This is a genomic window from Pseudomonas sp. 65/3-MNA-CIBAN-0223 (genome assembly GCF_040310425.1).
GTDB lineage: Bacteria > Pseudomonadota > Gammaproteobacteria > Pseudomonadales > Pseudomonadaceae > Aquipseudomonas > Aquipseudomonas gregormendelii.
The window spans coordinates 195,027-217,928 of the sequence record NZ_JBEOPV010000004.1 but is presented as its reverse complement, the minus strand read 5'-3'; the positions used below and the strand labels follow the sequence as shown (position 1 = coordinate 217,928).

Annotated in this window: 16 protein-coding genes and 1 pseudogene; 10 read left to right on the top strand and 7 right to left on the bottom strand. The window is 60.3% G+C overall.

Features of this window, described 5'->3' with window-relative positions; genetic code table 11:
- The 5 genes and pseudogenes from AAEZ09_RS06030 (at position 1) to aqpZ (ending at position 5,210) form a co-directional block, all read left to right on the top strand.
- Complete coding sequence (locus AAEZ09_RS06030; RefSeq protein WP_205891904.1) at positions 1 to 924, top strand: PA3225 family LysR-type transcriptional regulator; 924 nt, start codon at positions 1 to 3, stop codon at positions 922 to 924.
- A 14-nt stretch (positions 925 to 938) separates the two neighbouring features.
- Positions 939 to 1,744 (top strand): annotated as a pseudogene (locus AAEZ09_RS06025) (alpha/beta fold hydrolase).
- A 3-nt stretch (positions 1,745 to 1,747) separates the two neighbouring features.
- Positions 1,748 to 2,305 carry a peptidylprolyl isomerase gene (locus tag AAEZ09_RS06020; protein ID WP_205891902.1) on the top strand — a complete coding sequence of 186 codons (558 nt, stop codon included), beginning with the start codon at positions 1,748 to 1,750 and terminating at the stop codon, positions 2,303 to 2,305.
- An 81-nt stretch (positions 2,306 to 2,386) separates the two neighbouring features.
- Positions 2,387 to 4,219, top strand: coding sequence for an ABC transporter ATP-binding protein (locus tag AAEZ09_RS06015; RefSeq protein WP_205891901.1), 1,833 nt, complete (start codon positions 2,387 to 2,389; stop codon positions 4,217 to 4,219).
- A 295-nt stretch (positions 4,220 to 4,514) separates the two neighbouring features.
- Positions 4,515 to 5,210, top strand: coding sequence for an aquaporin Z (gene aqpZ / locus AAEZ09_RS06010; protein ID WP_045058714.1), 696 nt, complete (start codon positions 4,515 to 4,517; stop codon positions 5,208 to 5,210).
- Between the two features lie 15 nt (positions 5,211 to 5,225).
- On the opposite strand, the gene AAEZ09_RS06005 is transcribed toward aqpZ, so the two are convergent.
- Positions 5,226 to 6,350, bottom strand: a complete 1,125-nt coding sequence (locus AAEZ09_RS06005) for a GNAT family N-acetyltransferase (RefSeq protein WP_205891899.1) — start codon at positions 6,348 to 6,350, stop codon at positions 5,226 to 5,228.
- Between the two features lie 281 nt (positions 6,351 to 6,631).
- Between AAEZ09_RS06005 and AAEZ09_RS06000 the strand changes: the two genes are divergently transcribed.
- Entirely contained in the window at positions 6,632 to 7,948 is a 1,317-nt protein-coding gene (locus tag AAEZ09_RS06000) for a putative porin (protein WP_045058716.1), read from the top strand.
- 241 nt (positions 7,949 to 8,189) lie between these two features.
- Here the strand turns inward: AAEZ09_RS06000 and AAEZ09_RS05995 are convergent, their stop codons facing one another.
- The 3 genes from AAEZ09_RS05995 to aceK all read right to left on the bottom strand — a co-directional run bounded on the left by AAEZ09_RS05995 (position 8,190) and on the right by aceK (position 15,463).
- Positions 8,190 to 9,311: a beta-ketoacyl-ACP synthase III gene (locus tag AAEZ09_RS05995; RefSeq protein ID WP_350598609.1), complete on the bottom strand. Its 1,122-nt coding sequence runs from the start codon at positions 9,309 to 9,311 to the stop codon at positions 8,190 to 8,192.
- Positions 9,312 to 9,636: 325 nt separating this feature from the next.
- A complete protein-coding gene (gene hrpA / locus AAEZ09_RS05990) occupies positions 9,637 to 13,548 on the bottom strand; it encodes an ATP-dependent RNA helicase HrpA (protein WP_350598606.1) in 3,912 nt (1,303 codons plus the stop codon).
- Positions 13,549 to 13,741: 193 nt separating this feature from the next.
- Complete coding sequence (gene aceK / locus AAEZ09_RS05985; protein ID WP_350598605.1) at positions 13,742 to 15,463, bottom strand: bifunctional isocitrate dehydrogenase kinase/phosphatase; 1,722 nt, start codon at positions 15,461 to 15,463, stop codon at positions 13,742 to 13,744.
- 129 nt (positions 15,464 to 15,592) lie between these two features.
- Here aceK and AAEZ09_RS05980 point away from each other — a divergent pair, with 129 nt between their 5' ends.
- On the top strand, positions 15,593 to 16,486 hold the full coding sequence (locus tag AAEZ09_RS05980; protein WP_350598602.1) for a DMT family transporter: 894 nt from the start codon (positions 15,593 to 15,595) through the stop codon (positions 16,484 to 16,486).
- Positions 16,487 to 16,631: 145 nt separating this feature from the next.
- Here AAEZ09_RS05980 and AAEZ09_RS05975 read toward each other — a convergent pair whose 3' ends face one another.
- Positions 16,632 to 17,570 (bottom strand): aspartyl/asparaginyl beta-hydroxylase domain-containing protein, encoded by a 939-nt coding sequence (locus AAEZ09_RS05975; protein ID WP_045058721.1) that lies wholly within the window; start codon positions 17,568 to 17,570, stop codon positions 16,632 to 16,634.
- A gap of 276 nt (positions 17,571 to 17,846) precedes the next feature.
- The gene (gene cysK / locus AAEZ09_RS05970) at positions 17,847 to 18,821 is read right to left on the bottom strand and encodes a cysteine synthase A (RefSeq protein ID WP_045058722.1); all 975 of its coding nucleotides are present in this window, start codon (positions 18,819 to 18,821) and stop codon (positions 17,847 to 17,849) included.
- 127 nt (positions 18,822 to 18,948) lie between these two features.
- Here cysK and AAEZ09_RS05965 point away from each other — a divergent pair, with 127 nt between their 5' ends.
- From AAEZ09_RS05965 to AAEZ09_RS05955, 3 genes are all read left to right on the top strand, one after another.
- A complete protein-coding gene (locus tag AAEZ09_RS05965) occupies positions 18,949 to 20,025 on the top strand; it encodes a DUF748 domain-containing protein (RefSeq protein WP_205891892.1) in 1,077 nt (358 codons plus the stop codon).
- A 147-nt stretch (positions 20,026 to 20,172) separates the two neighbouring features.
- A complete protein-coding gene (locus AAEZ09_RS05960) occupies positions 20,173 to 21,018 on the top strand; it encodes an AAA family ATPase (RefSeq protein WP_045058724.1) in 846 nt (281 codons plus the stop codon).
- A gap of 32 nt (positions 21,019 to 21,050) precedes the next feature.
- Positions 21,051 to 22,229 carry a vWA domain-containing protein gene (locus AAEZ09_RS05955; protein WP_045058725.1) on the top strand — a complete coding sequence of 393 codons (1,179 nt, stop codon included), beginning with the start codon at positions 21,051 to 21,053 and terminating at the stop codon, positions 22,227 to 22,229.
- A gap of 125 nt (positions 22,230 to 22,354) precedes the next feature.
- Here AAEZ09_RS05955 and AAEZ09_RS05950 read toward each other — a convergent pair whose 3' ends face one another.
- Positions 22,355 to 22,897 carry a DUF2937 family protein gene (locus AAEZ09_RS05950; protein WP_350598599.1) on the bottom strand — a complete coding sequence of 181 codons (543 nt, stop codon included), beginning with the start codon at positions 22,895 to 22,897 and terminating at the stop codon, positions 22,355 to 22,357.
- Positions 22,898 to 22,902 lie beyond the last annotated feature (5 nt).

Here is a 22,902-nt window from a genome sequence, read left to right as displayed (position 1 = left end):
ATGAAAGCGCCCCGCGTGACCCTTGATCAATGGCGAACGTTGCAGGCCGTGGTCGATCACGGCGGTTTTGCCCAGGCCGCCGAGGCGCTGCATCGCTCGCAATCGTCTGTCAGCTACACCGTGGCGCGTATGCAGGACCAGCTCGGCGTGCCGCTGCTGCGTATTGATGGTCGCAAGGCCGTGCTGACGGAGGCCGGCGGCGTGCTGCTGCGCCGCTCCCGGCAGTTGGTTAAACAGGCCAGCCAGCTGGAAGACCTGGCCCACCACATGGAACAGGGCTGGGAAGCGGAAGTGCGCCTGGTGGTGGATGCCGCCTACCCAAGTGCCCGCTTGGTGCGCGCCCTGACCGCGTTCATGCCGCAAAGTCGCGGCTGTCGGGTGCGGCTGCGCGAAGAGGTGCTGTCCGGCGTCGAGGAAGTATTGCTGGAAGGGGTTGCCGACCTGGCCATCACCGGTTTAAGCATTCCCGGCTACCTGGGGGCGGAATTGAGCGACGTCGAATTTGTCGCCGTGGCCCACCCCGATCACTCGTTGCATCGCCTGAACCGTGAATTGAGCTTTCAGGACCTGGAAAGCCAGATGCAGGTGGTGATTCGCGACTCCGGCCGCCAGCAGCCGCGGGATGTCGGCTGGCTGGGGGCTGAGCAGCGCTGGACGGTAGGCAGCCTGGCCACCGCCGCCACTTTTGTCAGCAGCGGCCTCGGCTTTGCCTGGTTGCCCCGGCACATGATCGAACGCGAATTGAAGGAAGGTTCGCTCAAGCTGCTACCGTTGGATCAGGGTGGCAGTCGTAATCCGAGCTTCTACCTGTATTCGAACAAGGACAAACCCCTGGGCCCGGCGACGCAGATCCTCATCGACCTGCTACGAACATTCGACACCGCGCCGCTGGATGCGCCCTTCGCGGCCCCTGAACAAGCCTGACATGGAGTGACTGCATGGCCTATTTCGAACATGAAGGTTGCAACCTGCACTATGAGGAATATGGCCACGGCACCCCGTTGCTGCTGGTTCATGGCCTCGGCTCGAGCACCCTGGACTGGGAAATGCAGATCCCGGCGCTATCAGCCCGCTACCGGGTGATTGTCCCGGACATCCGCGGCCACGGCCGTTCCGAAAAACCCCGGGAGCGCTACAGCATCGCCGGGTTCAGCGCCGACCTGGTCGCCCTGATCGAGCATTTGAATCTTGGCCCCGTGCATTATGTCGGCCTGTCGATGGGCGGCATGATCGGTTTCCAGTTGGCCGTGGACCAGCCGCAGCTGCTCAAAAGCCTGTGCATCGTCAACAGCGCACCAGAGGTCAAGCTGCGCAGCCGCGACGATTACTGGCAGTGGTTCAAGCGCTGGAGCCTGATGCGCGCGTTGAGCCTGGGCACCATCGGCAAAGCCCTGGGCGCCAAACTGTTTCCCAAGCCGGAGCAGGCAAACCTGCGTGAGAAGATGGCCCTGCGCTGGGCAACAAACGACAAACATGCTTATCTCGCCAGCTTCGATGCCATCGTCGGCTGGGGCGTTCAGGAACGACTTTCCAGAGTCTCCTGTCCAACGCTGATCATCAGCGCCGACCGTGACTACACCCCGGTCGCGTTGAAAGAAAACTATGTAAAACTGCTGCCTGATGCGCGGCTGGTTGTGATTGCCGATTCGCGCCACGCCACCCCGCTTGACCAGCCCGAACATTTCAATCAAACCCTGCTCGAGTTTCTCACCGCAGTCGACACCACCACACTCAGGATCACTGACCCATGCTGAAAAAAATCGCCCTCGCCGCCGGCACCGTTCTGTTTGCCGCCAACCTGATGGCCGCCACGCCTGCCAAGGCCCCGCACGTGCTGCTGGAAACCACCAATGGCCAGATCGAGATCGAACTGGACCCGGTCAAGGCGCCGATCAGTACCAAGAACTTTCTTGAGTACGTCGACAGCGGCTTCTACAACAACACGATTTTCCACCGCGTGATCCCCGGCTTCATGGTCCAGGGCGGCGGGTTCACTCAACAGATGCAGCAGAAAGACACCAAGGCGTCCATCAAGAACGAGCACAAGAACGGCCTGGTCAACGTGCGCGGCACCCTTTCCATGGCCCGTACCTCGGCACCGGATTCGGCCACCAGCCAGTTCTTCATCAACGTCAAGGACAACGATTTCCTCGACCAGGGCGACGGCTATGCGGTGTTCGGGAAAGTCGTCAAGGGCATGGACGTGGTCGACATCATCGTCAACTCGCCAACCACCATGCGCGGCGGCATGAAAGACGTGCCTGCCGATCCTGTGTTCATCAAGTCGGCCAAGCGCATCGACTAAGCTGCAGGAAAGTACCGGGCGGCGCTCCTCAGGGCGCCGTTCGCACTGTCAAAGGAGAGCCCGTGCGCGGGCGGAGAACCGATGCTTTATCGCCGTTTTGAACAACTGATCGACATTTTTCGCGATGCTCCGACGGCGGCTCCGCCAGATCGGGTTCTCCCCTTCTACACCTATTACCTCAAGCAGGTCTGGCCGAGTTTCGCCGCCCTGTTGATTGTCGGCCTGATCGGTGCGCTGATCGAAGTGGCGCTGTTCAGTTATCTGAGCCGCATCATCGACCTGACCCAAGGCACACCCAACGTCAATTTTTTCCAGGAGCACGGCATCGAGCTGGCCTGGATGGCGGTGGTCGCCCTGGTCTTGCGGCCGATTTTCGTCGGCCTGCATGACCTGCTGGTGCACCAGACCCTCAGCCCTGGCATGACCAGCCTGATCCGCTGGCAGAACCACAGCTATGTGCTCAAGCAGAGCCTGAATTTCTTCCAGAACGACTTCGCCGGCCGCATTGCCCAGCGCATCATGCAGACCGGCAACTCCCTGCGCGATTCCGCCGTGCAAGCGGTGGATGCGCTGTGGCATGTGCTGATCTATGCGATCAGTTCCCTGGTGCTGTTCGCCGAAGCCGACTGGCGCCTGATGATTCCCTTGCTGACGTGGATCGCGGCCTACATTGGCGCGCTCTGCTACTTCGTGCCGCGGGTCAAAGAACGCTCGGTGGTGTCCTCTGATGCCCGTTCCAAACTGATGGGGCGCATCGTTGACGGCTATACCAACATCACCACGCTGAAGCTGTTCGCCCACACCAACTTCGAACAGCAATACGCCAAGGAGGCCATCGAGGAACAGACGGTAAAAGCCCAGCTCGCAGGGCGCGTGGTCACCAGCATGGACGTGGTCATCACCAGCATGAACGGCCTGCTGATCGTCGGCACCACCGGCCTGGCGCTGTGGTTGTGGACCCAGTCGCTGATCTCGGTGGGCGCCATTGCCCTCGCGACCGGCCTGGTGATCCGAATCGTCAACATGTCCGGCTGGATCATGTGGGTGGTCAACGGCATCTTTGAAAATATCGGCATGGTCCAGGACGGTCTGCAGACCATCGCGCAACCGGTCAGCGTCACCGACCGCGACCAGGCCAAGCCGCTGACCGTGCCCCATGGCGAGGTGCGGTTCGAGCACGTCGATTTTCACTACGGAAAGAAAAGCGGGATCATCGGCGACCTCAGCCTGACCATCAAGCCGGGGGAAAAGATCGGCCTGATCGGGCCATCCGGCGCCGGCAAGTCGACCCTGGTCAACCTGCTGTTGCGCCTGTATGACGTGCAAGGCGGGCGCATCCTCATCGACGGCCAGAACATCGCCGAAGTCGGCCAGGAAAGCCTGCGCGAGTGCATCGGCATGATCACCCAGGACACTTCGCTGCTGCACCGTTCGATTCGTGACAACCTGCTCTACGGCAAACCTGACGCCACCGATGCTGAACTCTGGGAAGCGGCGCGCAAGGCCCGCGCCGATGAGTTCATCCCGCTGCTGTCGGACTCTGAAGGTCGTACCGGCTTTGATGCCCATGTGGGTGAACGCGGGGTGAAACTCTCCGGCGGCCAGCGCCAGCGGATCGCCATTGCCCGGGTGCTGCTCAAGGACGCACCGATCCTGATCATGGACGAAGCCACCTCGGCCCTGGACTCAGAAGTCGAAGCCGCGATCCAGGAAAGCCTGGAAACCCTGATGCAGGGCAAGACCGTGATCGCCATCGCTCATAGGCTTTCGACCATCGCACGTATGGACCGTCTGGTGGTCCTGGAAAACGGCAGGATCGCCGAAACCGGCAGCCATTCCGAACTGCTCGCCCATGGCGGATTGTATGCGCGGTTGTGGCAGCACCAGACGGGTGGGTTCGTCGGGATCGACTGAGTTGAATGCCACCATCCCCCTGTGGGAGCGAGCCTGCTCGCGATAGCGGTTTTAGGTTCAGCATTTACATTGACTGAAACTCCGCCATCGCGAGCAGGCTCGCTCCCACAGGGCCCCCTCTACCCTGTTAAACCGCCACAGGCCCCAGACCACGGGCGCTGGCAGTTTTTCCCAGATTGGCATTCCACAAAAACCCTGCTGTACTCAGCCAAGGTTCTGGAGACGAACCTGTCGTAAATCTGCAGGATGCATCACGCGATGCAGTCTCGATAGCAAGCCTATCAAGGACGCTCTCATGTCTCTGTTCAAACGTTCAGTTACTGAGTTGTTCGGTACATTCTGGCTGGTGTTGGGGGGTTGCGGCAGTGCGGTCCTGGCCGCGTCTTCTCCGCTGGGAATCGGGGTACTGGGTGTGGCCCTGGCGTTTGGCCTCACGGTACTGACCATGGCCTTTGCCATTGGCCATATCTCCGGTTGTCATCTGAACCCGGCCGTTTCGGTCGGTTTATGCGTCGGCGGTCGATTCCCTGCCCGGGAATTGCCGGCCTACATCATCGCCCAGGTGGTCGGCGCCATTATTGCTGCGGGGTTGATCTACTACATCGCCAGCGGCAAGGAAGGGTTCGATCTGTCGACGGGGCTGGCCTCCAACGGCTACGGCGAACACTCTCCCGGCAAGTACTCGATGGCGGCAGGCTTCGTCTGCGAACTGGTGATGACGGCGATGTTCGTGCTGATCATCCTCGGTGCCACCGACAAGCGCGCGCCGGCAGGACTCGCACCGATCGCCATCGGCCTGGCCCTGACGCTGATCCACCTGATCTCGATCCCCGTGACCAATACCTCGGTCAACCCGGCCCGCAGCACCGGCCCGGCACTGCTGGTGGGCGGCTGGGCGATCGCACAGCTGTGGATGTTCTGGGTCGCGCCGTTGCTCGGCGCGGTGGTCGGCGGGGTGACATACCGCTGGCTGGGCAAGGAAGACAGCTGAGACCGGGAGCGAGGATCATTCCTGTCGATAAGGCAGGGCGGTCCTCGCTTCCTCGGCGTAAGCCAGCACGCCCAGACGCTCCTGTTGCAGGAAGTCTTTGACCGCAGCCTTCAGCCCGGGATGGCGCAAGTAGTGCCATGAATGAGTGATCACCGGTTCAAAGCCGCGGATCAGCTTGTGCTCGCCCTGGGCGCCAGCGTCGAAGCGCTGAAAACCATTGGCGATGGCGTAATCCATGCCCTGGTAGAAACAGGTCTCAAAGTGCAGGCGGTCAAATTCCGCCAGGCAGCCCCAGTAGCGCCCGTAAAAACTGCCGCCGCCCACCAGGCTGAAAGCCATTGCCACCGGGCGTGCACCTTGTTTGGCCAGGACCACCCGAATTGACTCGGGCATGCGCTCGGCCAGCAAGCTGAAAAACGCCCGCGTCAGGTAAGGCGCCTGGCGCCGCACCGCGTACGTGTTGGCGTAGCAGGCATAGACAAAATCCCACTGCGCTTCGCTCAGTTGCCGCCCTTCCAGCCACTCGAACTCGATGCCCTGCCCCGCGACCTGCTCGCGTTCCTTGCGCATCTGTTTGCGCTTGCGTGAACTGAGGGCGTCGAGGAAATCCTGGAAGTCCCGATAACCGCGATTCTGCCAGTGGTACTGACAGCCGATTCGCTGCAGCCAGCCCGGTTGCTGGGCCAGAGCGGCGTCGGTAAAGGGATCGGTAAAGTTGATGTGGGCGCTGGAAAGGCCTTCGATTTCCAGGTAACCCGGCAGGCTCTGCAGCAATTCAAAGCCGTCCTCCACGCTGGCCGCCAGCAGTCGCGGCCCGCTGACCGGGCTGAACGGCACCGCTGTCAACAGCTTGGGGTAATAGTCGATGCCCGCCCGTGCGCAGGCATCCGCCCAGGCGTGATCGAACACGTATTCGCCGTAGGAGTGCCACTTGCGGTAACAGGGGAGCGCGGCGATTAGCCGGTCGCCCTCTACGTGCAACAGATGCTCGGCTTGCCAACCCGAATGCGGGCCGATGCTGGCGCTGTCTTCCAGGGCACTGAGAAAGGCATGGCGCAAAAACGGCTGGGCCTCCGGAACCAGGGCATCCCAGGTGCGCGGGGCAATGTCGGACAGATTTTCCAGTCGCTGCAGGGGCATAAATTCCTCTTCACCTGAATGCGTGAAAGCTTCGCGAGTATCGCTTATCGCGGCGCAACCTACACGACCTATCCGACCGCAGTGCTCTGGACGGGGCCTTGCAGTTGAATTCGTATCGTCATCGCATCGCCATCACTTTGCCACTGCTCTGTCATAAACGATCGCGATACTGGCGCCTGTTTTTAGAGCGTCGGGTTCTACCCGGCCACTGTTTTCCGTCCATCAAAGGTCGGTTGTGTCCTGGATGGCTCAGTCATCCACTCTCATCTTCGGAGATTGATATGCGTCTTGCTTCCACGAAAACTGCGGCGGCCCTGTGTGGCGGTCTGTTGCTGGCCATGAGCGTCCCGGCCAGTGCCGCAGTCGACGCCAAACTGCTCGACATGCTCAAGGCAAACGGCTCGATTACCACCGCCCAATACAGTGAACTGCAAGCCGAGCTGGCCAGGGATCAGAAAGACCAGCAGATTGCCCGTCAGGCTCAGCAAGAGACCAACGAGCAGATCGCGGCCACCGCGAAGAAAACAGACGCACTGAGTACTTTCGACCAAAAACTGGCCTGGGCGGCCAAGACCCAGTTCAAGGGTGATGTGCGGTTCCGCCAGGAAACCATCAAGAACGATGGCGTTCCCAACAACCGCGACTCCGATCGTCAGCGTGTTCGTGCCCGCCTGGGTGCCTACACCGAGATCAACCCGCAAGTCGACACCGGTATCCGTATCGCTACCGGTAACAACGACGACGCGCGCTCCACCAACCAGAGCCTGGACAACTACTTCGACAAGAAATCGATCTGGCTGGATCAGGGTTACGTCGACTACCACCCCGATGCGATCAAGAACCTGCACATCGTTGGCGGCAAGATGCCGCAGCAATGGGTAAGCATGGGCGACATCATCTGGGATAGCGATATCAGCCCCGAAGGCCTGGCCGTCACTTACAAATACCCGTTGGGCGCGAGCACCGAACTGTTCGGCAGCGCCGGTCACTACACCCTCAAGGACAACGTCGACGGTGAAGGCGTGCAATTCAAGCACGACCTGCGCCTTTACGCAGGCCAGTTGGGCGCGCGTTTTGCCCTCACCGACAACCTGAAGCTGACCCTGGGCGGCAGCATCTACGGCTACGACAACGACGACGACATCACCGCCGGCGGCACCAGCATCCCATCGGTACTGGCCACCAACGGCAACACCCCGAACGAGCAGTTCAAACTGTACGAAGGCTTTGGTCAGCTGGACATCGGCGGCCTGCCGATGCCGCTGTCGCTGTACGGTCAGGTGGTCAATAACCAGGATGCCAGCAACGACCAGGACATGGGCTGGCTGGCGGGTGTAAAGACCAAGGTCTACGGCTTCGGCCTGGACTACAACTATCGCGATGTACAGCGTAACTCCGTGGTTGGCGCCTTCACCGACTCTGACTTCGCCAACGGTTTCACCGGTTCGCGCGGCAGCAAGTTGAAAGTGAGCTACGAGCTGGACAAGAACTTCTCCCTCGGCGCGACTTACCTGATGGCGAAATCCGACTATACCAACGCCACTTTGCGCGACTCGAAAATCAACACCCTGCAACTGGATGCTGAAGCCAAGTTCTGATAACCCCGCTGTCCGGCTCGGGCAGGGAGGCCTGAGTCGCGTTTATAAACCCGCTTTGTGCTATCGGTCCCCATCATCCGTCCGATAGTGCATAGCGGGTTTTTTGCGCTCGCGCATTCCCCTGCCCCACTGTAGGAGCGAGCTTGCTCGCGATGGTAGTGAGGACGCCGCGGGGTGCCAGGCTCCCCGCGGTATCGTTGACGACCATCGCGAGCAAGCTCGCTCCTACAGGAGTGGGCGTTTAGCGCTTGCGCAGTATCACGCTGCCAATCGAGTAACCCGCACCGAACGAGCTGAGCACTGCCAGCGAGCCCGCCGCCAGGTCATCCTGGTTCTTGTGAAACGCAATCACCGAACCCGCCGAGCTGGTGTTGGCATAGGTGTCCAGAATCACCGGTGCTTCCTCTTCCGTCGCCTCACGGCCCAGCAGCTTCTTCACGATCAGGTGGTTCATGCTGAGGTTGGCCTGGTGCAGCCAGAAGCGCTTCACGTCAGCCACGTTCAACTGGTTTTCTTCCAGGTGAGTGGCGATCAGTTCGGCCACCATCGGGCAGACATCGCGGAATACCTTGCGGCCTTCCTGCACGAACAGTTTGTCCCTGGCACCAATGCCCTCTTCCGCCGCGCGGTTGAGGAAGCCGAAGTTGTTGCGGATGTTGTTGGAGAACTTGGTCAGCAGCTTGGTGCTAACAACGTCAAACTGGTATTGGGAAGTCGCGAGGTCGGCACGCTCGATGATCACCGCTGTGGCAGCGTCACCAAAGATGAAGTGGCTGTCACGATCACGGAAATTGAGGTGGCCGGTGCAAACTTCCGGGTTCACCATCAGGATGGCCCGAGCCTGGCCCAGTTGTACGCTGTTGGCTGCCGCCTGGATGCCGAAGGTCGCCGAAGAACAAGCCACGTTCATGTCAAAGCCGAACCCCTGGATACCCAGCGCTTCCTGGACTTCGATGGCAATGGCCGGGTAGGCACGTTGCAGGTTGGAACAGGCGACGATCACGCCGTCGATGTCTGCAGCGGTCTTGCCGGCGCGTTGCAGGGCCTGCTCGGCAGCTCCCATGGCCATCTGGCACAGCACCGACCACTCGTCATTCGAACGCTCCGGCAGGCGCGGCGCCATGCGCTGCGGATCGAGGATGCCATCCTTGTCCATGACAAACCGGCTCTTGATGCCGGAGGCTTTTTCGATAAATGCGGCACTGGACTCGGTCAAGGCTTCGACTTCGCCGCGGGCGATGGCTTCGGCGTTGTCGGCGTTGAACAGCGCGACGTAAGCATTGAAAGACTGCACCAGCTCTTCGTTGGAAATGCTGTTGGCCGGGGTGTACAGGCCGGTGCCACTGATGACGACATTATGCATGGTCGTTTCTCTAATCTGTTCAGGCAGAAAGCATTGGCACCGACGTACCAACACACAAAGGGTTCATTCCCGTCCGTGGAACGCAAACCTGGCATCGCTTTATTCCGGTCCGCCTGTAGCCGCGAAGGCTCAAAACCGCAGGGCCGGCGTTTATAGGCGCGAAGTTTGCCATAAACACCGAGTTTTCGCCCTATATTGCACGACCCAACGATTTTACGCGGCCCCGACGTAGGAGCTGCCGCAGGCTGCGATCTTTTGATTTTTTGTCGCGACACAGGAAGATCAAAAGATCGCCTTCGGCGGCCCCATGCAGGAGCTGCCGGGGCTACGGCTCGACCTGGGACCATTGCTTGTTCAGGCGCTTGTCCGAGATGGGCACCTTGGTGCCCAACTGCTGGGCAAACAGCGAAACCCGGTATTCCTCCAGCCACCAGCGATACAACTCCAGCTGCGGATCGCGTTTGCCTTCCTGGGCGTGCTTGTTCGCGCGGGTCTGGTACTGAGCCCACAGGCCGGACAGTTCACCACTCCAGACCCGATCCTTCTGCACCTGGGCGCCTAGTTTCTCGAAGCGCTGCTCGATGGCTTTCAGATAACGCGGCAACTCCTTGAGCCACTGCATCGGTGTCTCACGCACAAAGCCCGGATACACCAGGTTGCCGAGCTGTTGCTTGATGTCGTTCAGGGCCACGGCTTGCGCCAGGTCGATCTTGCCCTTGAAGCGCTTCTGCAGACCATGCCAGAGCTTGAGAATGTCCAGGGTCAACCGCGCCAGGCGCTCGGCGTGTTCGGTCCAGGCTCCACGTTTGCGCTCGGCCAATGCCGCGAGTGCGGCGCCATCGCGCGGCAGCGGGTCTTCGCCCTCGAGAATGCAACTGTCGAGGCTGGCCAACAGGATGTCTTCCACCAGACTGTCGATGCGCCCCATTTCGCGGTACATCAACCCCAGCTCGGTCAGCCCCGGCAACTTGCCACGGAGGAATTTGGCCGGCTCCGCCAGTTGCTGCATCAGCAGGCGCTGCAGAGCGCGACGATGCTGGAACTCGGCTTCGGCCGGGGTCGAGAAACGCCCTTCCTTGACCGTGCCGGCCTCCTCCACCAATGCCGGGTACACCGTCATCGACAGGCCGGCGATCTTCTGTTGGGTTTTCTCCGCCACTGCGGCAAACACCTTCGCCTCTACCGGCTGCTGGCTTTTGGCGGTTTGCGGTACGGCCAGCGCGGCCTGGCTGGCCTCGGCAAAACGCGCAGTCAGCTCGGCCAGATCACGACCCTCGCCGAGGAACTTGCCCTGGCCATCGACGATTTCCAGGTTCATGCGCAGATGACTGTCGACCTGCTGCGCCGCTTCGGCCCACGCTTCGTCACTGACCCGCGCGCCAGTCATGCGCAGCAATTCGCGACCCAGTGCCTGGGGCAACGAGCCCTCGGCGAAGGTCATGCGCTGCAGGGCGGCCTTGACGAAGTCCGGCACCGGTACAAAGTTCTTGCGCAGGGCCTTGGGCAGGTTGCGCACCAGGGCGATGCACTTGGCCTCGATCACGCCAGGCACCAGCCATTCCAGACGCTCCGGTGGCAGCATCGGCAACAAGGGTGCCGGCACCCGCAGGGTCACGCCGTCCCGGGGATGGTTCGGTTCGAAATGGTAACTGAGGGCCAGTTCCAGATCGCCAATGTGCAGGGTGTCCGGGTAATGGAGTGCGGTGACTTCGCTGGCCTCCCGGGCCAGCACGTCTTCCTCGCGCATGATCAGCAACTGCGGATCTTTCTGGCTGTTGACGCGATACCAGCTGTCGAAAGTCGCGGTCTGGTGAATCTCCGCCGGCAACCGCGCATCGTAGAACGCAAACAGGGTTTCTTCGTCGGCCAGAATGTCGCGACGACGGGCCTTGGCTTCCAGCTCGTCGAGCTGTTCCAGCAACTGCGCATTGGCCGACAGGCATTTGGCTTTGGACTGGATCTCACCGCGCACCAGGCCTTCGCGGATGAACAGCTCGCGCGACACCACCGGATCGATCGGACCATAGTGCACCGGTCGGCGACCGACCACGATCAGCCCGAACAGGGTGATTTGCTCGAAAGCCACCACCTGTCCGCGCTTTTTCTCCCAATGGGGTTCGAAGTGGTTTTTCTTGATCAGGTGCCCGGCCAGCGGCTCGATCCAGTCGGAGTCGATCTTGGCGACCATGCGCGCATAGAGCTTGGTGGTTTCCACCAGTTCGGCGGTCATCAGCCATTGCGGACGTTTCTTGCCCAGGCCCGACGATGGATGAATCCAGAACCGTCGCTGCCGCGCGCCAAGGTAATCGCCTTCGTCGGTCTTCTGCCCGATCTGGCTGAGCAATCCGGACAGCACGGCCTTGTGCAGTTTCGGGTAATCGGCCGGCTCTTTATTGAGGCTCAACTGCATGTCGCGGCAGATCAGGCTCAGCTGGCGATGGGAGTCGCGCCATTCGCGCAGGCGCAGGTAATTCAGAAAGTTCTTGCGGCACCAGTTACGCAAGGGGCTCGCGGTCAGCGCCTGGCGCTGCTCCTCGAAACCACGCCACAGATTGACCAGCCCGGCGAAATCCGAGTCCACGTCTTTCCACTGCGCGTGGGCCTGATCGGCAGCCTGCTGGCGTTCGGGTGGACGCTCGCGCGGGTCCTGGATCGACATGGCACTGGCGACGATCAGCACTTCCTGCAGGCTGCCCAGCTTGGCCGCTTCCAGCAGCATGCGGCCCATGCGCGGGTCTACGGGCAGCCGCGCCAGCTGGCGACCGAGCGGTGTCAGCTGGCTGTTGCGATCGACCGCCGAGAGCTCTTGCAGCAGGTTAAAACCGTCGCTGATGGCCTTGCCATCGGGCGGTTCGATAAACGGAAAATCGGTGATCTCGCCCAGGCGCAGGTGCAGCATCTGCAGGATCACGGCCGCGAGGTTGGTACGCAGGATTTCCGGGTCGGTGAATTCCGGGCGCCCGATGAAATCCTCTTCGCTGTACAGGCGGATGCAAATGCCTGGTTCGACGCGACCGCAACGGCCTTTACGCTGGTTGGCGCTGGCCTGGGAAATGGCTTCGATGGGCAGGCGCTGGACCTTGGCCCGATAGCTGTAGCGGCTGATGCGCGCGGTGCCGCTGTCGATCACGTAGCGGATGCCGGGCACGGTCAGCGAGGTTTCCGCGACGTTGGTAGCCAGTACCACCCGGCGCCCCGGGTGCGACTGGAAAATGCGCTGCTGTTCGGCCGGTGACAGCCGTGCATACAGCGGCAGGATTTCAGTGTGCTTGAGCTGGGCCTTGCGCAGCATGTCGGCGGCGTCGCGGATTTCCCGCTCGCCGGGCAGGAACACCAGCACATCCCCGGGACTTTTACGCTCGCTACGCTCGAACGCGGCGACTTCGTCGAGGGCGGCGAGGATCGCCTGATCCACGGTCAAGTCATCTTCGACGCGATTGCCCTCTTCGTCCTGCTCCAGGGTCAGCGGGCGGTACCAGGTTTCCACCGGGAAGGTGCGACCCGAGACTTCAACGATCGGCGCATCATCGAAATGCTTGGAGAAACGCTCCAGATCGATGGTGGCCGACGTGATGATGACCTTGAGGTCCGGACGGCGGGGCAGCAGGGTTTTGAGGTAACCCAGCAGGAAGTCGATGTTGAGGCTGCGTTCGTGGGCTTCGTCGACGATGATCGTGTCGTAGCGTTCGAGGTAGCGATCGTTCTGGGTTTCCGCCAGCAGGATGCCGTCGGTCATCAGCTTGATGAGCGTATTGGAATCGCTTTGATCTTCGAACCGCACCTGATAACCGACCAGCGCCCCCAGCGGCGTGCCCAGTTCTTCAGCCACCCGGCTCGCCACGCTGCGCGCAGCGATCCGACGGGGTTGCGTATGGCCGATCAGCCCATGCTGGCCACGGCCAATTTCCAGGCAGATCTTCGGCAACTGGGTGGTTTTGCCCGAGCCGGTCTCGCCCGCGATGATCAGGACCTGATGCTTGAGCAGCGCAGCCTTGATTTCATCGCGCTTGGCGGCAATGGGCAGGCTGTCGTCATATCGCACCACCGGCAGGCTGGCACGCCGCGCCAGCACCTGGTCGCAGGATGCCTGCATGCGCGTCACCCATTGGGCGAGCTTGGCCTCGTCTGGCTTCTTGCGCAGTTCAAGCAGCTGCCGACGCAGCCGGTGGCGGTCGGCGAGCATGGCGTGATCGAGGTTTTTCAGCAGTTTGTCGATGGAGGGCGATTCGTCAGTCATCAGGTACGCAAAGGTCGTCTAGTGGCGCAGGGGGCCGATTGTCGCAGATTTACTATGGATTGCGGATGTTCAAAGCGGGGCATGCGTAGGAGCTGCCGAAGGCTGCGATCTTTTGATCTTGATTTTTTCGGTGCTGTTGAGAAACAAAATCAAAAGATCGCAGCCTTCGGCAGCTCCTACAAGGGTTGTGGGGTTATTCGTTATCGAGGCCCTTACGGCGATACGGGAACACGTCGATGATTTTGCCGGCGCGAATCGCTTCCTGCAGGCTTTTCCAGTAATCGGCGTTGTACAACTCGCCGTGCAACTGGTCAAACAGCTTCCTCTGCCCCGAGTCGGCAAACAGGAACGGCGGAAACTCTTCAGGGAACACATCCAACGGCCCGATCGAATACCACGGCTCGGAGGCCATTTCATCTTCAGGCGTACGCGGTTGCGGGATGTGACGAAAGTTGGCTTCGGTCAGGAAGCAGATCTCGTCATAGTCGTAGAACACCACGCGACCGTGGCGGGTGACGCCGAAGTTCTTCAGCAGCATGTCGCCAGGGAAGATGTTCGCCGCCGCCAGTTGCTTGATCGCCAGTCCGTAGTCCTCCAGCGCTTCGCGGACCTGGTCGTCATCGGCGTTTTCCAGATACAGATTGAGCGGGGTCATCCGGCGTTCGGTCCAGCAGTGGCGGATCAATACCGTGTCGCCTTCCACCGACACCGTGGAGGCCGCCACTTCAAGCAATTCCTCCAGGCACGCCGGGTCGAACTTGCTCAACGGAAAACGAAAATCGGCGAACTCCTGGGTGTCGGCCATGCGCCCTACCCGGTCGACGCTCTTCACCAGACGATACTTCTCGATCACCGTGGCACGGTCGACGTTCTTCGACGGCGAGAAGCGGTCCTTGATGATCTTGAACACCGTGTTGAAGCCCGGCAGGGTGAACACGCTCATCACCATGCCGCGCACGCCGGGGGCCATGATGAACTGGTCGTCGGTGTTAGCCAGGTGGTTGATAAGCGCCCGGTAAAATTCGGATTTTCCATGCTTGTAGAAGCCGATCGAGGTGTACAGCTCGGCGATGTGCTTGCCTGGCAGGATACGCTTGAGGAAGCCGATAAACTCCGCCGGCACCGGCACGTCTACCATGAAATACGAGCGGGTGAACGAGAAAATGATCGACACGTCGGCTTCGTCGGTGATCAGCGCATCGATCTGGATCCCGCGACCTTCGCGGTGCAGCAGCGGTATCACCAGCGGCCATTGCTCGTCCCGGGTGTAGATGCGCCCAACCAGGTACGCGCCCTTGTTGCGGTACAGCACCGAGGAAAACAGTTCGACGGCCAGTTCAGGGTCCTTGCAGACCCAGTCCGGCAGGTTCTCGCGCAGTTGCACCTCGAGGCGGCGCAGGTCTCCAGGAAGATCGGCGTAAGCTTCGCTGAAGCTGTAGTCGGCAAAAATGCTCGCGAGCATGCCGGAGAGCTTGCCTTGGGGCTTGTAGGTGCGCGTTTGCGCAGCACGGGCCCGGCGCAGGCTCGGCCGGGTGGTGTGGATGAACATGCACCCGTCGCTGATCAAGTCATGGCTGAACAGCCCGCAGAAGATCGAGTTGTACCAGGTCTCGGACAGTTCATCGTCGAAGCGCAGGTCGATCAGGCTGATGTAGGCGCTCTTGACCAGCGGCCAGCAGCTGACGTCCATCAACGTATCGACCTGGAAAGACGCGCGCAGGCGCTCCACCGTCTCACCGACTTTGTCTTCGTAGAGATTGATCCGCGCGGCGGACGCCGATTGCGTTTCCTGCCACAGCGCCTGTTCGAATCGCGCGCGTGCGCCGTCGGTGATCTGGCGGAAATGCTCGCGGTAATCGTCAAAGCCATCGAGGATCATTCGGGCGATGTCGGCGGCTGGCCATTGCTGCGGCATAGGTAAAACCTCGGCGGCTGTTCTTGTCATTGGAGCCTGAGCTTAGTGGCCCTTAGTTAGGCAACGCAACCATTGCCTTGTGCCCCGACTGGCGCGACACTTGCGCGCCAATCAAGGAAGGAACGTGCCGTGAACCCCGTCGATATTTTTCGCATGCTGTCGTTGGCGGCCATTTGGGGTGCGAGCTTTCTGTTCATGCGCATCATCGCCCCGGTCATCGGCACCGTGCCCACCGGGTTCTTGCGGGTGTCGATCGCCGCCGCCGGGCTGTTGGTGATTCTGGGACTGATGCGCATCAGCTGGGATTTCAAGGGCAAACTCAAGACGGTGATGCTGCTCGGGGTGATCAACTCCGGCATTCCGGCGACCCTCTATTCGGTTGCAGCGCAGGTGCTGCCGGCGGGCTACTCGGCGATTTTCAATGCCACCACGCCGTTGATGGGCGTGCTGATCGGCGGGCTGTTCTTCAGTGAAAAACTCACTTCGGCAAAATTGGGCGGAGTGTTTCTCGGTCTGTTCGGCGTCGGCATCCTGACCCGTGCCGGGCCGGTGGCGTTCGACCTGCAATTGCTGATGGGCGCCCTCGCCTGCCTGCTCGCCACCACCTGCTATGGTTTCGCCGGGTTTCTCGCGCGGCGCTGGCTGGATCAGGCCGGCGGCCTCGACAGCCGTCTGTCGGCGCTGGGCAGCATGCTCGGGGCGACCTTGTTTCTGTTGCCGCTGTTCGGCTACAGCGTGATCACCCAACCACCGGTGAGCTGGGGCGGCTGGAATGTCTGGTTATCGCTGCTGGGATTGGGCCTGGGGTGCACGGCTTTCGCGTACATCATTTACTTCCGCCTGCTGACCTCAGTCGGGCCGGTGAAGTCGATGACGGTGACCTTCATGATCCCGCCGTTCGGGGTGTTGTGGGGGGCGTTGTTGCTCGATGAGCCGTTGTCGATGGCGCATATCTATGGCGGGATGTTGATTGCCGTGGCGTTGTGGCTGGTGTTGAAACCGGCCAGGGGGGCTGGCCGGTAGATTTGTTCAAGGCTGATGATGCCATCGCGGGCAAGCCCGCTCCCACATTGGTTCTCCTGTGAACACATACCTGTGGATCACTGAAGCCACCTGTGGGACCGGTCATCATTGCAAAATGAAAGTGTTCGGGGCTTCACGGACGGCTTCAGCCGAACAGCCAATACCCCAGCAACCCCAACACCACCACCGCCAACACCGGCCGCAGCACCCTGTAAGCCTTGGGATTACGCCGCTTCCACTGCTTGATCACGCCACTGAATCTATCGCTGGAATTCTTGCTCCAGGCATAGGCCTGGTTGATCCCGCCCACCCGCTCGTCATCCAGGTTCTGCGGCGCGGTAGCACGGCCCAGCAAGCCGCTGATCCAACGGTTGATCCGGGTCATGAGGCGGTTGCTCAGCGGTCGCTCGATGTCACAGAACAGGATTACCCGAGTCTGGTCAGTCTCGTTCTTTACCCAGTGCACGTAAGTCTCATCGAACATCACGTCTTCGCCATCGCGCCAGGCGTACTCCTGGCCGTCGACGAAGATCCGGCATGCATCCGAATTGGGCGTCGACAGTCCCAAGTGATAGCGCAACGAACCTGCAAATGGATCACGGTGAGGATTCAGGTGGCTGCCACCGGGCAGCAAGGCGAACATGGCCCCTTTGACGTTGGGAATGCTGCTGACCAGTGCCACGGTTCTAGGGCACAGCGTCTCGGCTGAAGGCAGGGGTTTGTCGTACCATTTGAGGTAGAAACGCTTCCAGCCCTTCTTGAAGAATGAGCCGAAACCCGCATCGTTGTTCTTCTCGGCGGCGCGAATGTAACCCTCGTCGAACAGGTGCATCGCCTCTTCGCGAATCACTTGCCAGTTGTCCTTGAGCACGTCCAGTTCTGGAAACTTGCTGCGGTCCAGGTAAGGTTTGGATGGCACTGCGGAGAACAGGTACATCAAGGCGTTGTACGGGGCGAACAATGCCGAATGATTGACGAACTGACGCAGGACCGGCAGTCGTGCCTTGCCGCGCAAATGCACATAGAGGGTACTGCCCAGGAACAGCAGCAACAAAGATGCCTTCGCGGCAAAGGAAAAGGTCATCAACAACTCCTTGATAATAGGCAACTCTGCACAACGCCATTTACCCGACGTGGCAGCCGGCCATGATAGTCACTACCGGCCTCGGGAAACACCCGCAAATTTCGACATTCAGTGTTAAGGATTCAGTAACAAATTACTTAGTAGCACAGGGTTGCTGAACGGGGGCTGACTTGGGTCAAGCCCCGCACCCCACTGCAACCTGCAACCTGCAACCTGTGGGAGCGAGCCTGCTCACTCCCACAAAGGCACATTCCAAAAAAATAGTGATGATGCTTGTTACGCCTGGTTTTCCTGTTCGGTGAACAGATCACTGAACAACATGCTCGACAGATAACGCTCACCGGAATCAGGCAGGATTACCACAATGGTCTTGCCCTGCATCTCCGGGGTCTCGGCCAGTCTCACCGCGACGGCCATCGCCGCTCCGCAGGAGATACCACACAAGATGCCTTCCTCCTGCATCAGGCGCAAAGCCATGGCCTTGGATTCTTCATCGGTCACCAGTTCGACCCGGTCGACCATCGACAGGTCTAGATTTTTGGGTACAAAACCGGCGCCGATTCCCTGGATCTTGTGCGGGCTCGGTTTGATCTCCTGACCGGCCAGCGCCTGGGTAATCACTGGAGATACCATCGGCTCCACGGCCACCGAGATAATCGGTTTGCCCTGGGTATTCTTGATATACCGCGAAACCCCGGTGATAGTTCCACCGGTTCCCACTCCCGCTACCAGCACGTCGACCGCACCGTCGGTGTCATTCCAGATTTCCGGCCCGGTTGTCTTCTCATGAATCGCCGGGTTCGCCGGATTCTCGAACTGCGCAGGCATGAAGTGAGTGGAGGGATTGCCGGCGACGATTTCGGCGGCCTTTTCGATCGCGCCTTTCATGCCCTTGGCCGGTTCGGTCAAGACCAGTTCAGCGCCCAGGGCCTTGAGCACCTTGCGTCGCTCGATGCTCATGGAGGCCGGCATCGTCAGCAGCAGTTTGTAGCCCCGGGCCGCGGCAACGAACGCCAGGCCGATCCCGGTGTTGCCCGAGGTGGGTTCGACGATGGTCATGCCAGGCTTGAGTTTTCCGGAGCTTTCGGCGTCCCAGATCATGTTGGCGCCAATCCGACACTTGACCGAGTAACCGGGGTTGCGTCCTTCGATCTTGGCCAGGATGGTCACGCCGCGCGGGGCGATCCGGTTGATCTGTACCAGGGGCGTATTGCCGATGGAATGGGCGTTGTCAGCGAAGATACGGCTCATGGCTGGGTCCTTATACAGCATTGAAATAGCGCTCCAAGGTAAGCCTGTTGCTCGTGGTCGTCCAGTCGGGTCGAACGTCCTGCTGCAACAGTAGTCAATGGCTTTACACCGCTGGAGAATTGTCCTCATGAAACGTCGTTACAGTTGGCCGCTATGGATCATTGCCGGGGTCGTGGTGCTGCTGGTTGCGCTGCACATCGCCCTGCCCTACATGGTACGTGACTACCTGAACGAGAAACTGGCCGACATGGGCGATTACCGCGGCCAGATCACCGACGTCGACCTGGCGCTGTGGCGCGGCGCCTACAAGATCAACGGGCTGAAAATCGTCAAGGTCGACGGCAAGGTTCCGGTGCCGTTCGTCAACGCGCCGCTGATCGACCTGTCCGTCAGCTGGCACTCGTTGTGGTACGACCACGCAGTCGTGGCCGAGGTGCAGTTCTTTAATCCCGAAGTGAATTTCGTCGACGGCGGCGCCAACAAACAGAACTCGCAGACGGGTCAGGGCACTGACTGGCGCGCTCAACTGAGCAAATTGGCGCCCATCACCTTTAACGAAATAAAGATCAACGACGGCAAGATCAGCTTTCGCAACTTCAATTCCAAGCCACCGGTGAACATGAATGCCACCCAGGTCAATGCCAGCATCTATAACCTGACCAACGTGGTAGATACCGATGGCCGGCGTGACGCACGCTTCGAGGGCAAGGCCCTGCTGCTCGGCCATGCACCGCTGGAAACCACGGCGACCTTCGACCCGTTGAGCAACTTCGAAGACTTCGACTTCCGCTTGCGGGCGCGGGACATCGAACTCAAGCGCATGAACGATTTCGCCTCTGCCTATGGCAAGTTCGACTTCAATGCAGGCCATGGCGACGTGGTCATCGAAGCCGAAGCCAACAAGGGTCGACTCAAGGGTTACATCAAGCCACTGCTCAAGGATGTCGACGTGTTCAACTGGCAACAGGACGTTGAAAACAAGGACAAGGGCCTGTTCCGCTCTGTCTGGGAAGCCATCGTCGGCGGCTCGGAGACGGTGCTGAAAAACCAGGTCAAGAACCAGTTCGCCACCCGGGTCGAGCTGAGCGGCAACGTGCATCGGCAAGATATCAACGCCTTCCAGGCGTTTTTGCAGATTTTGCGCAACGGATTCGTCCAGGCGTTTAATGCCCGCTATGAGCGACCGAAGCCGGATGCGGGTTGAGTCATCCGGTGACTCTCCATTCAGAGACTGAATAAGCCGTCTGCGTTCACAGTCGACCGGCCTGCGCGTTATAGTCGGGCATCACATTTAATTCGCCCGTCCCGCCCTGCTTAGCTCAGGCCGGCGTCACCGTTCGAGGATTAGTAGATGAAGTTCGAAGGCACCCAGGCTTATGTCGCCACCGATGACCTGAAGCTGGCGGTCAATGCCGCCATCACCCTGGAGCGGCCACTGCTGGTCAAGGGCGAGCCGGGCACTGGCAAGACCATGCTTGCCGAGCAACTGGCCGAATCCTTCGGTGCCAAGCTGATCACCTGGCACATCAAGTCCACCACCAAGGCCCACCAGGGCCTGTACGAGTACGACGCGGTCAGTCGCCTGCGTGATTCGCAACTGGGAACCGACAAGGTTCACGACGTGCGCAACTACCTGAAAAAGGGCAAGCTGTGGGAGGCGTTCGAGTCCGATGAGCGGGTGATCCTGCTGATCGACGAGATCGACAAGGCCGATATCGAGTTCCCCAACGACCTGCTCCAGGAACTCGACAAGATGGAGTTCTACGTCTACGAAATCGACGAGACCATCAAGGCCAAGAAGCGCCCGATCATCATCATTACCTCCAACAATGAAAAAGAGTTGCCGGACGCCTTCCTGCGCCGCTGCTTCTTCCATTACATCGCGTTCCCGGATCGCACCACGCTGCAGAAGATCGTCGACGTGCATTACCCGGACATCAAGAAGGACCTGGTCAGCGAGGCGCTGGACGTGTTTTTCGATGTGCGCAAGGTGCCGGGCCTGAAGAAAAAGCCGTCGACCTCGGAACTGGTCGACTGGCTGAAGCTGCTGATGGCCGACAATATTGGCGAAGCCGTGCTGCGCGAACGCGATCCAACCAAGGCCATTCCGCCCCTGGCCGGCGCTTTGGTGAAGAACGAACAGGACGTACAGCTGCTCGAACGCCTGGCGTTCATGAGCCGTCGCGGCTCCCGCTGATCCCTCTTTTAACAAGATAGAGGGCGATAGCCATGCTGCTCAACCTGTTCAATGAAATGCGCGCAGCCAAGGTGCCGGTCTCGGTGCGTGAGCTGCTGGACCTGATCAACGCGCTGAAACAGCGGGTGACCTTCGCCGACATGGACGAGTTCTACTACCTGTCCCGGGCGATTCTGGTGAAGGACGAAAAGCATTTCGACAAGTTTGACCGCGCTTTCGGTGCGTACTTCAACGGCCTGGAAAAGCTCGATGACCACCTGCAGGCATTGATTCCTGAGGACTGGCTGCGCAAGGAGTTCGAACGCTCGCTGACGGACGAAGAGCGCGCGGCGATCCAGTCCCTCGGTGGCCTGGACAAGCTGATCGAGGAATTCAAGAAGCGCCTCGAAGAACAGAAAGAACGTCATGCCGGTGGCAACAAGTGGATCGGCACTGGCGGCACCAGCCCGTTCGGTTCCGGCGGTTTCAACCCGGAAGGAATTCGCGTCGGGGATGCGGGCAAGCGCCAAGGCAAGGCGGTCAAGGTCTGGGACCAGCGCGAATACAAGAACCTCGATGATTCGGTGGAACTGGGCACGCGCAACATCAAGGTCGCACTGCGCCGGCTGCGCAAATTCGCCCGCCAGGGTGCGGCCGAAGAGCTGGACATCGACGGCACCATCGACCACACCGCACGCGATGCCGGGTTGCTGAATATCCAGATGCGTCCGGAGCGGCGCAACACGGTCAAACTGTTGCTGCTGTTCGACATCGGCGGTTCGATGGACGCCCACGTGAAGATCTGCGAGGAACTGTTCTCGGCCTGCAAGACCGAGTTCAAACACCTGGAGTACTTCTACTTCCATAACTTCGTTTATGAGTCGGTGTGGAAAAACAACATGCGTCGCACGTCCGAGCGCACGTCAACCCAGGACCTGCTGCACAAGTACGGCGCCGACTATAAAGTGATTTTTATCGGGGATGCGGCGATGGCCCCCTACGAGATCACCCAGGCCGGGGGCAGCGTCGAACACTGGAACGAAGAAGCCGGTTACGTGTGGATGCAGCGTTTCATGGAGAAGTACAAGAAGGTCATCTGGATCAATCCGTATCCGAAGGACACTTGGGGCTATACGTCTTCGACCAATATTGTGCGGGACCTGATCGACGACCAGATGTACCCGCTGACGTTGCGCGGGCTGGAGGAAGGGATGCGGTATTTGTCCAAGTAGTTGTGTTGCCTGGACGGGCCTTATCGCGAGCAGGCTCACTCCCACACTGGACTTCTGCTGCATCGCAGATCCAGTGTAGGAGCGAGGCTGCTCGCGATGCTTTCTGCCGGGCCTAGCTCTTGATCTCAGAGCCCGCGCACATCCCGGTCTTCAATCGGCCGGCTCTGGCGCAGACGCTTGCCGCCCAGCACCACCCAATCAATCAGCCGGAACAGGCACTCGATACCAAACGACAGCAACAACGCGCCGCTCATGCCCCAGATCATCGCTTCCGGCGTCAGCAGAATCTGGTAGCTGTAGCCGTTCCAGGTTTCCTTGCGGATGTCCGGATCAGCGGCCAGGGCGACCTGCAGTACGCGGATGTACCACGGGCCTTGCATGGCCTGGAATTGCTTATCGAGGGCCAGCTGGCGAGAGAGCATGGCGCTCAGGCTGTCGGCATCGCTGCGGAAAATCGGGTCTTCGCTGGCGCGGTAGTGGTTCACCAGCGCTTGCATGTCGCCCTTGAAGAACTGATTGGCCGTGCCCTGGAAACCGCTGAGGCCGGTCTGCGCCTCAATCAGATGCGCCTCGACCCGCTTGGCGTAATCGTTGATGAACCCCGGCACCTGCACCCCGATCAACAGGCCCGCCGCGAACAACACCAGCCTTAGATAACTGAGCAACATCGGGA

What these genes read in the sequence shown, in the direction of transcription:
- AAEZ09_RS06030 (WP_205891904.1), top strand. Translation starts at nt 1, where the DNA reads ATGAAAGCGCCCCGCGTGACCCTTGATCAATGGCGAACGTTGCAGGCC.
- AAEZ09_RS06020 (WP_205891902.1), top strand. Translation starts at nt 1,748, where the DNA reads ATGCTGAAAAAAATCGCCCTCGCCGCCGGCACCGTTCTGTTTGCCGCC.
- AAEZ09_RS06015 (WP_205891901.1), top strand. Translation starts at nt 2,387, where the DNA reads ATGCTTTATCGCCGTTTTGAACAACTGATCGACATTTTTCGCGATGCT.
- aqpZ (WP_045058714.1), top strand. Translation starts at nt 4,515, where the DNA reads ATGTCTCTGTTCAAACGTTCAGTTACTGAGTTGTTCGGTACATTCTGG.
- AAEZ09_RS06005 (WP_205891899.1), bottom strand. Translation starts at nt 6,350, where the DNA reads ATGCCCCTGCAGCGACTGGAAAATCTGTCCGACATTGCCCCGCGCACC.
- AAEZ09_RS06000 (WP_045058716.1), top strand. Translation starts at nt 6,632, where the DNA reads ATGCGTCTTGCTTCCACGAAAACTGCGGCGGCCCTGTGTGGCGGTCTG.
- AAEZ09_RS05995 (WP_350598609.1), bottom strand. Translation starts at nt 9,311, where the DNA reads ATGCATAATGTCGTCATCAGTGGCACCGGCCTGTACACCCCGGCCAAC.
- hrpA (WP_350598606.1), bottom strand. Translation starts at nt 13,548, where the DNA reads ATGACTGACGAATCGCCCTCCATCGACAAACTGCTGAAAAACCTCGAT.
- aceK (WP_350598605.1), bottom strand. Translation starts at nt 15,463, where the DNA reads ATGCCGCAGCAATGGCCAGCCGCCGACATCGCCCGAATGATCCTCGAT.
- AAEZ09_RS05975 (WP_045058721.1), bottom strand. Translation starts at nt 17,570, where the DNA reads ATGACCTTTTCCTTTGCCGCGAAGGCATCTTTGTTGCTGCTGTTCCTG.
- cysK (WP_045058722.1), bottom strand. Translation starts at nt 18,821, where the DNA reads ATGAGCCGTATCTTCGCTGACAACGCCCATTCCATCGGCAATACGCCC.
- AAEZ09_RS05965 (WP_205891892.1), top strand. Translation starts at nt 18,949, where the DNA reads ATGAAACGTCGTTACAGTTGGCCGCTATGGATCATTGCCGGGGTCGTG.
- AAEZ09_RS05960 (WP_045058724.1), top strand. Translation starts at nt 20,173, where the DNA reads ATGAAGTTCGAAGGCACCCAGGCTTATGTCGCCACCGATGACCTGAAG.
- AAEZ09_RS05955 (WP_045058725.1), top strand. Translation starts at nt 21,051, where the DNA reads ATGCTGCTCAACCTGTTCAATGAAATGCGCGCAGCCAAGGTGCCGGTC.
- AAEZ09_RS05950 (WP_350598599.1), bottom strand. Translation starts at nt 22,897, where the DNA reads ATGTTGCTCAGTTATCTAAGGCTGGTGTTGTTCGCGGCGGGCCTGTTG.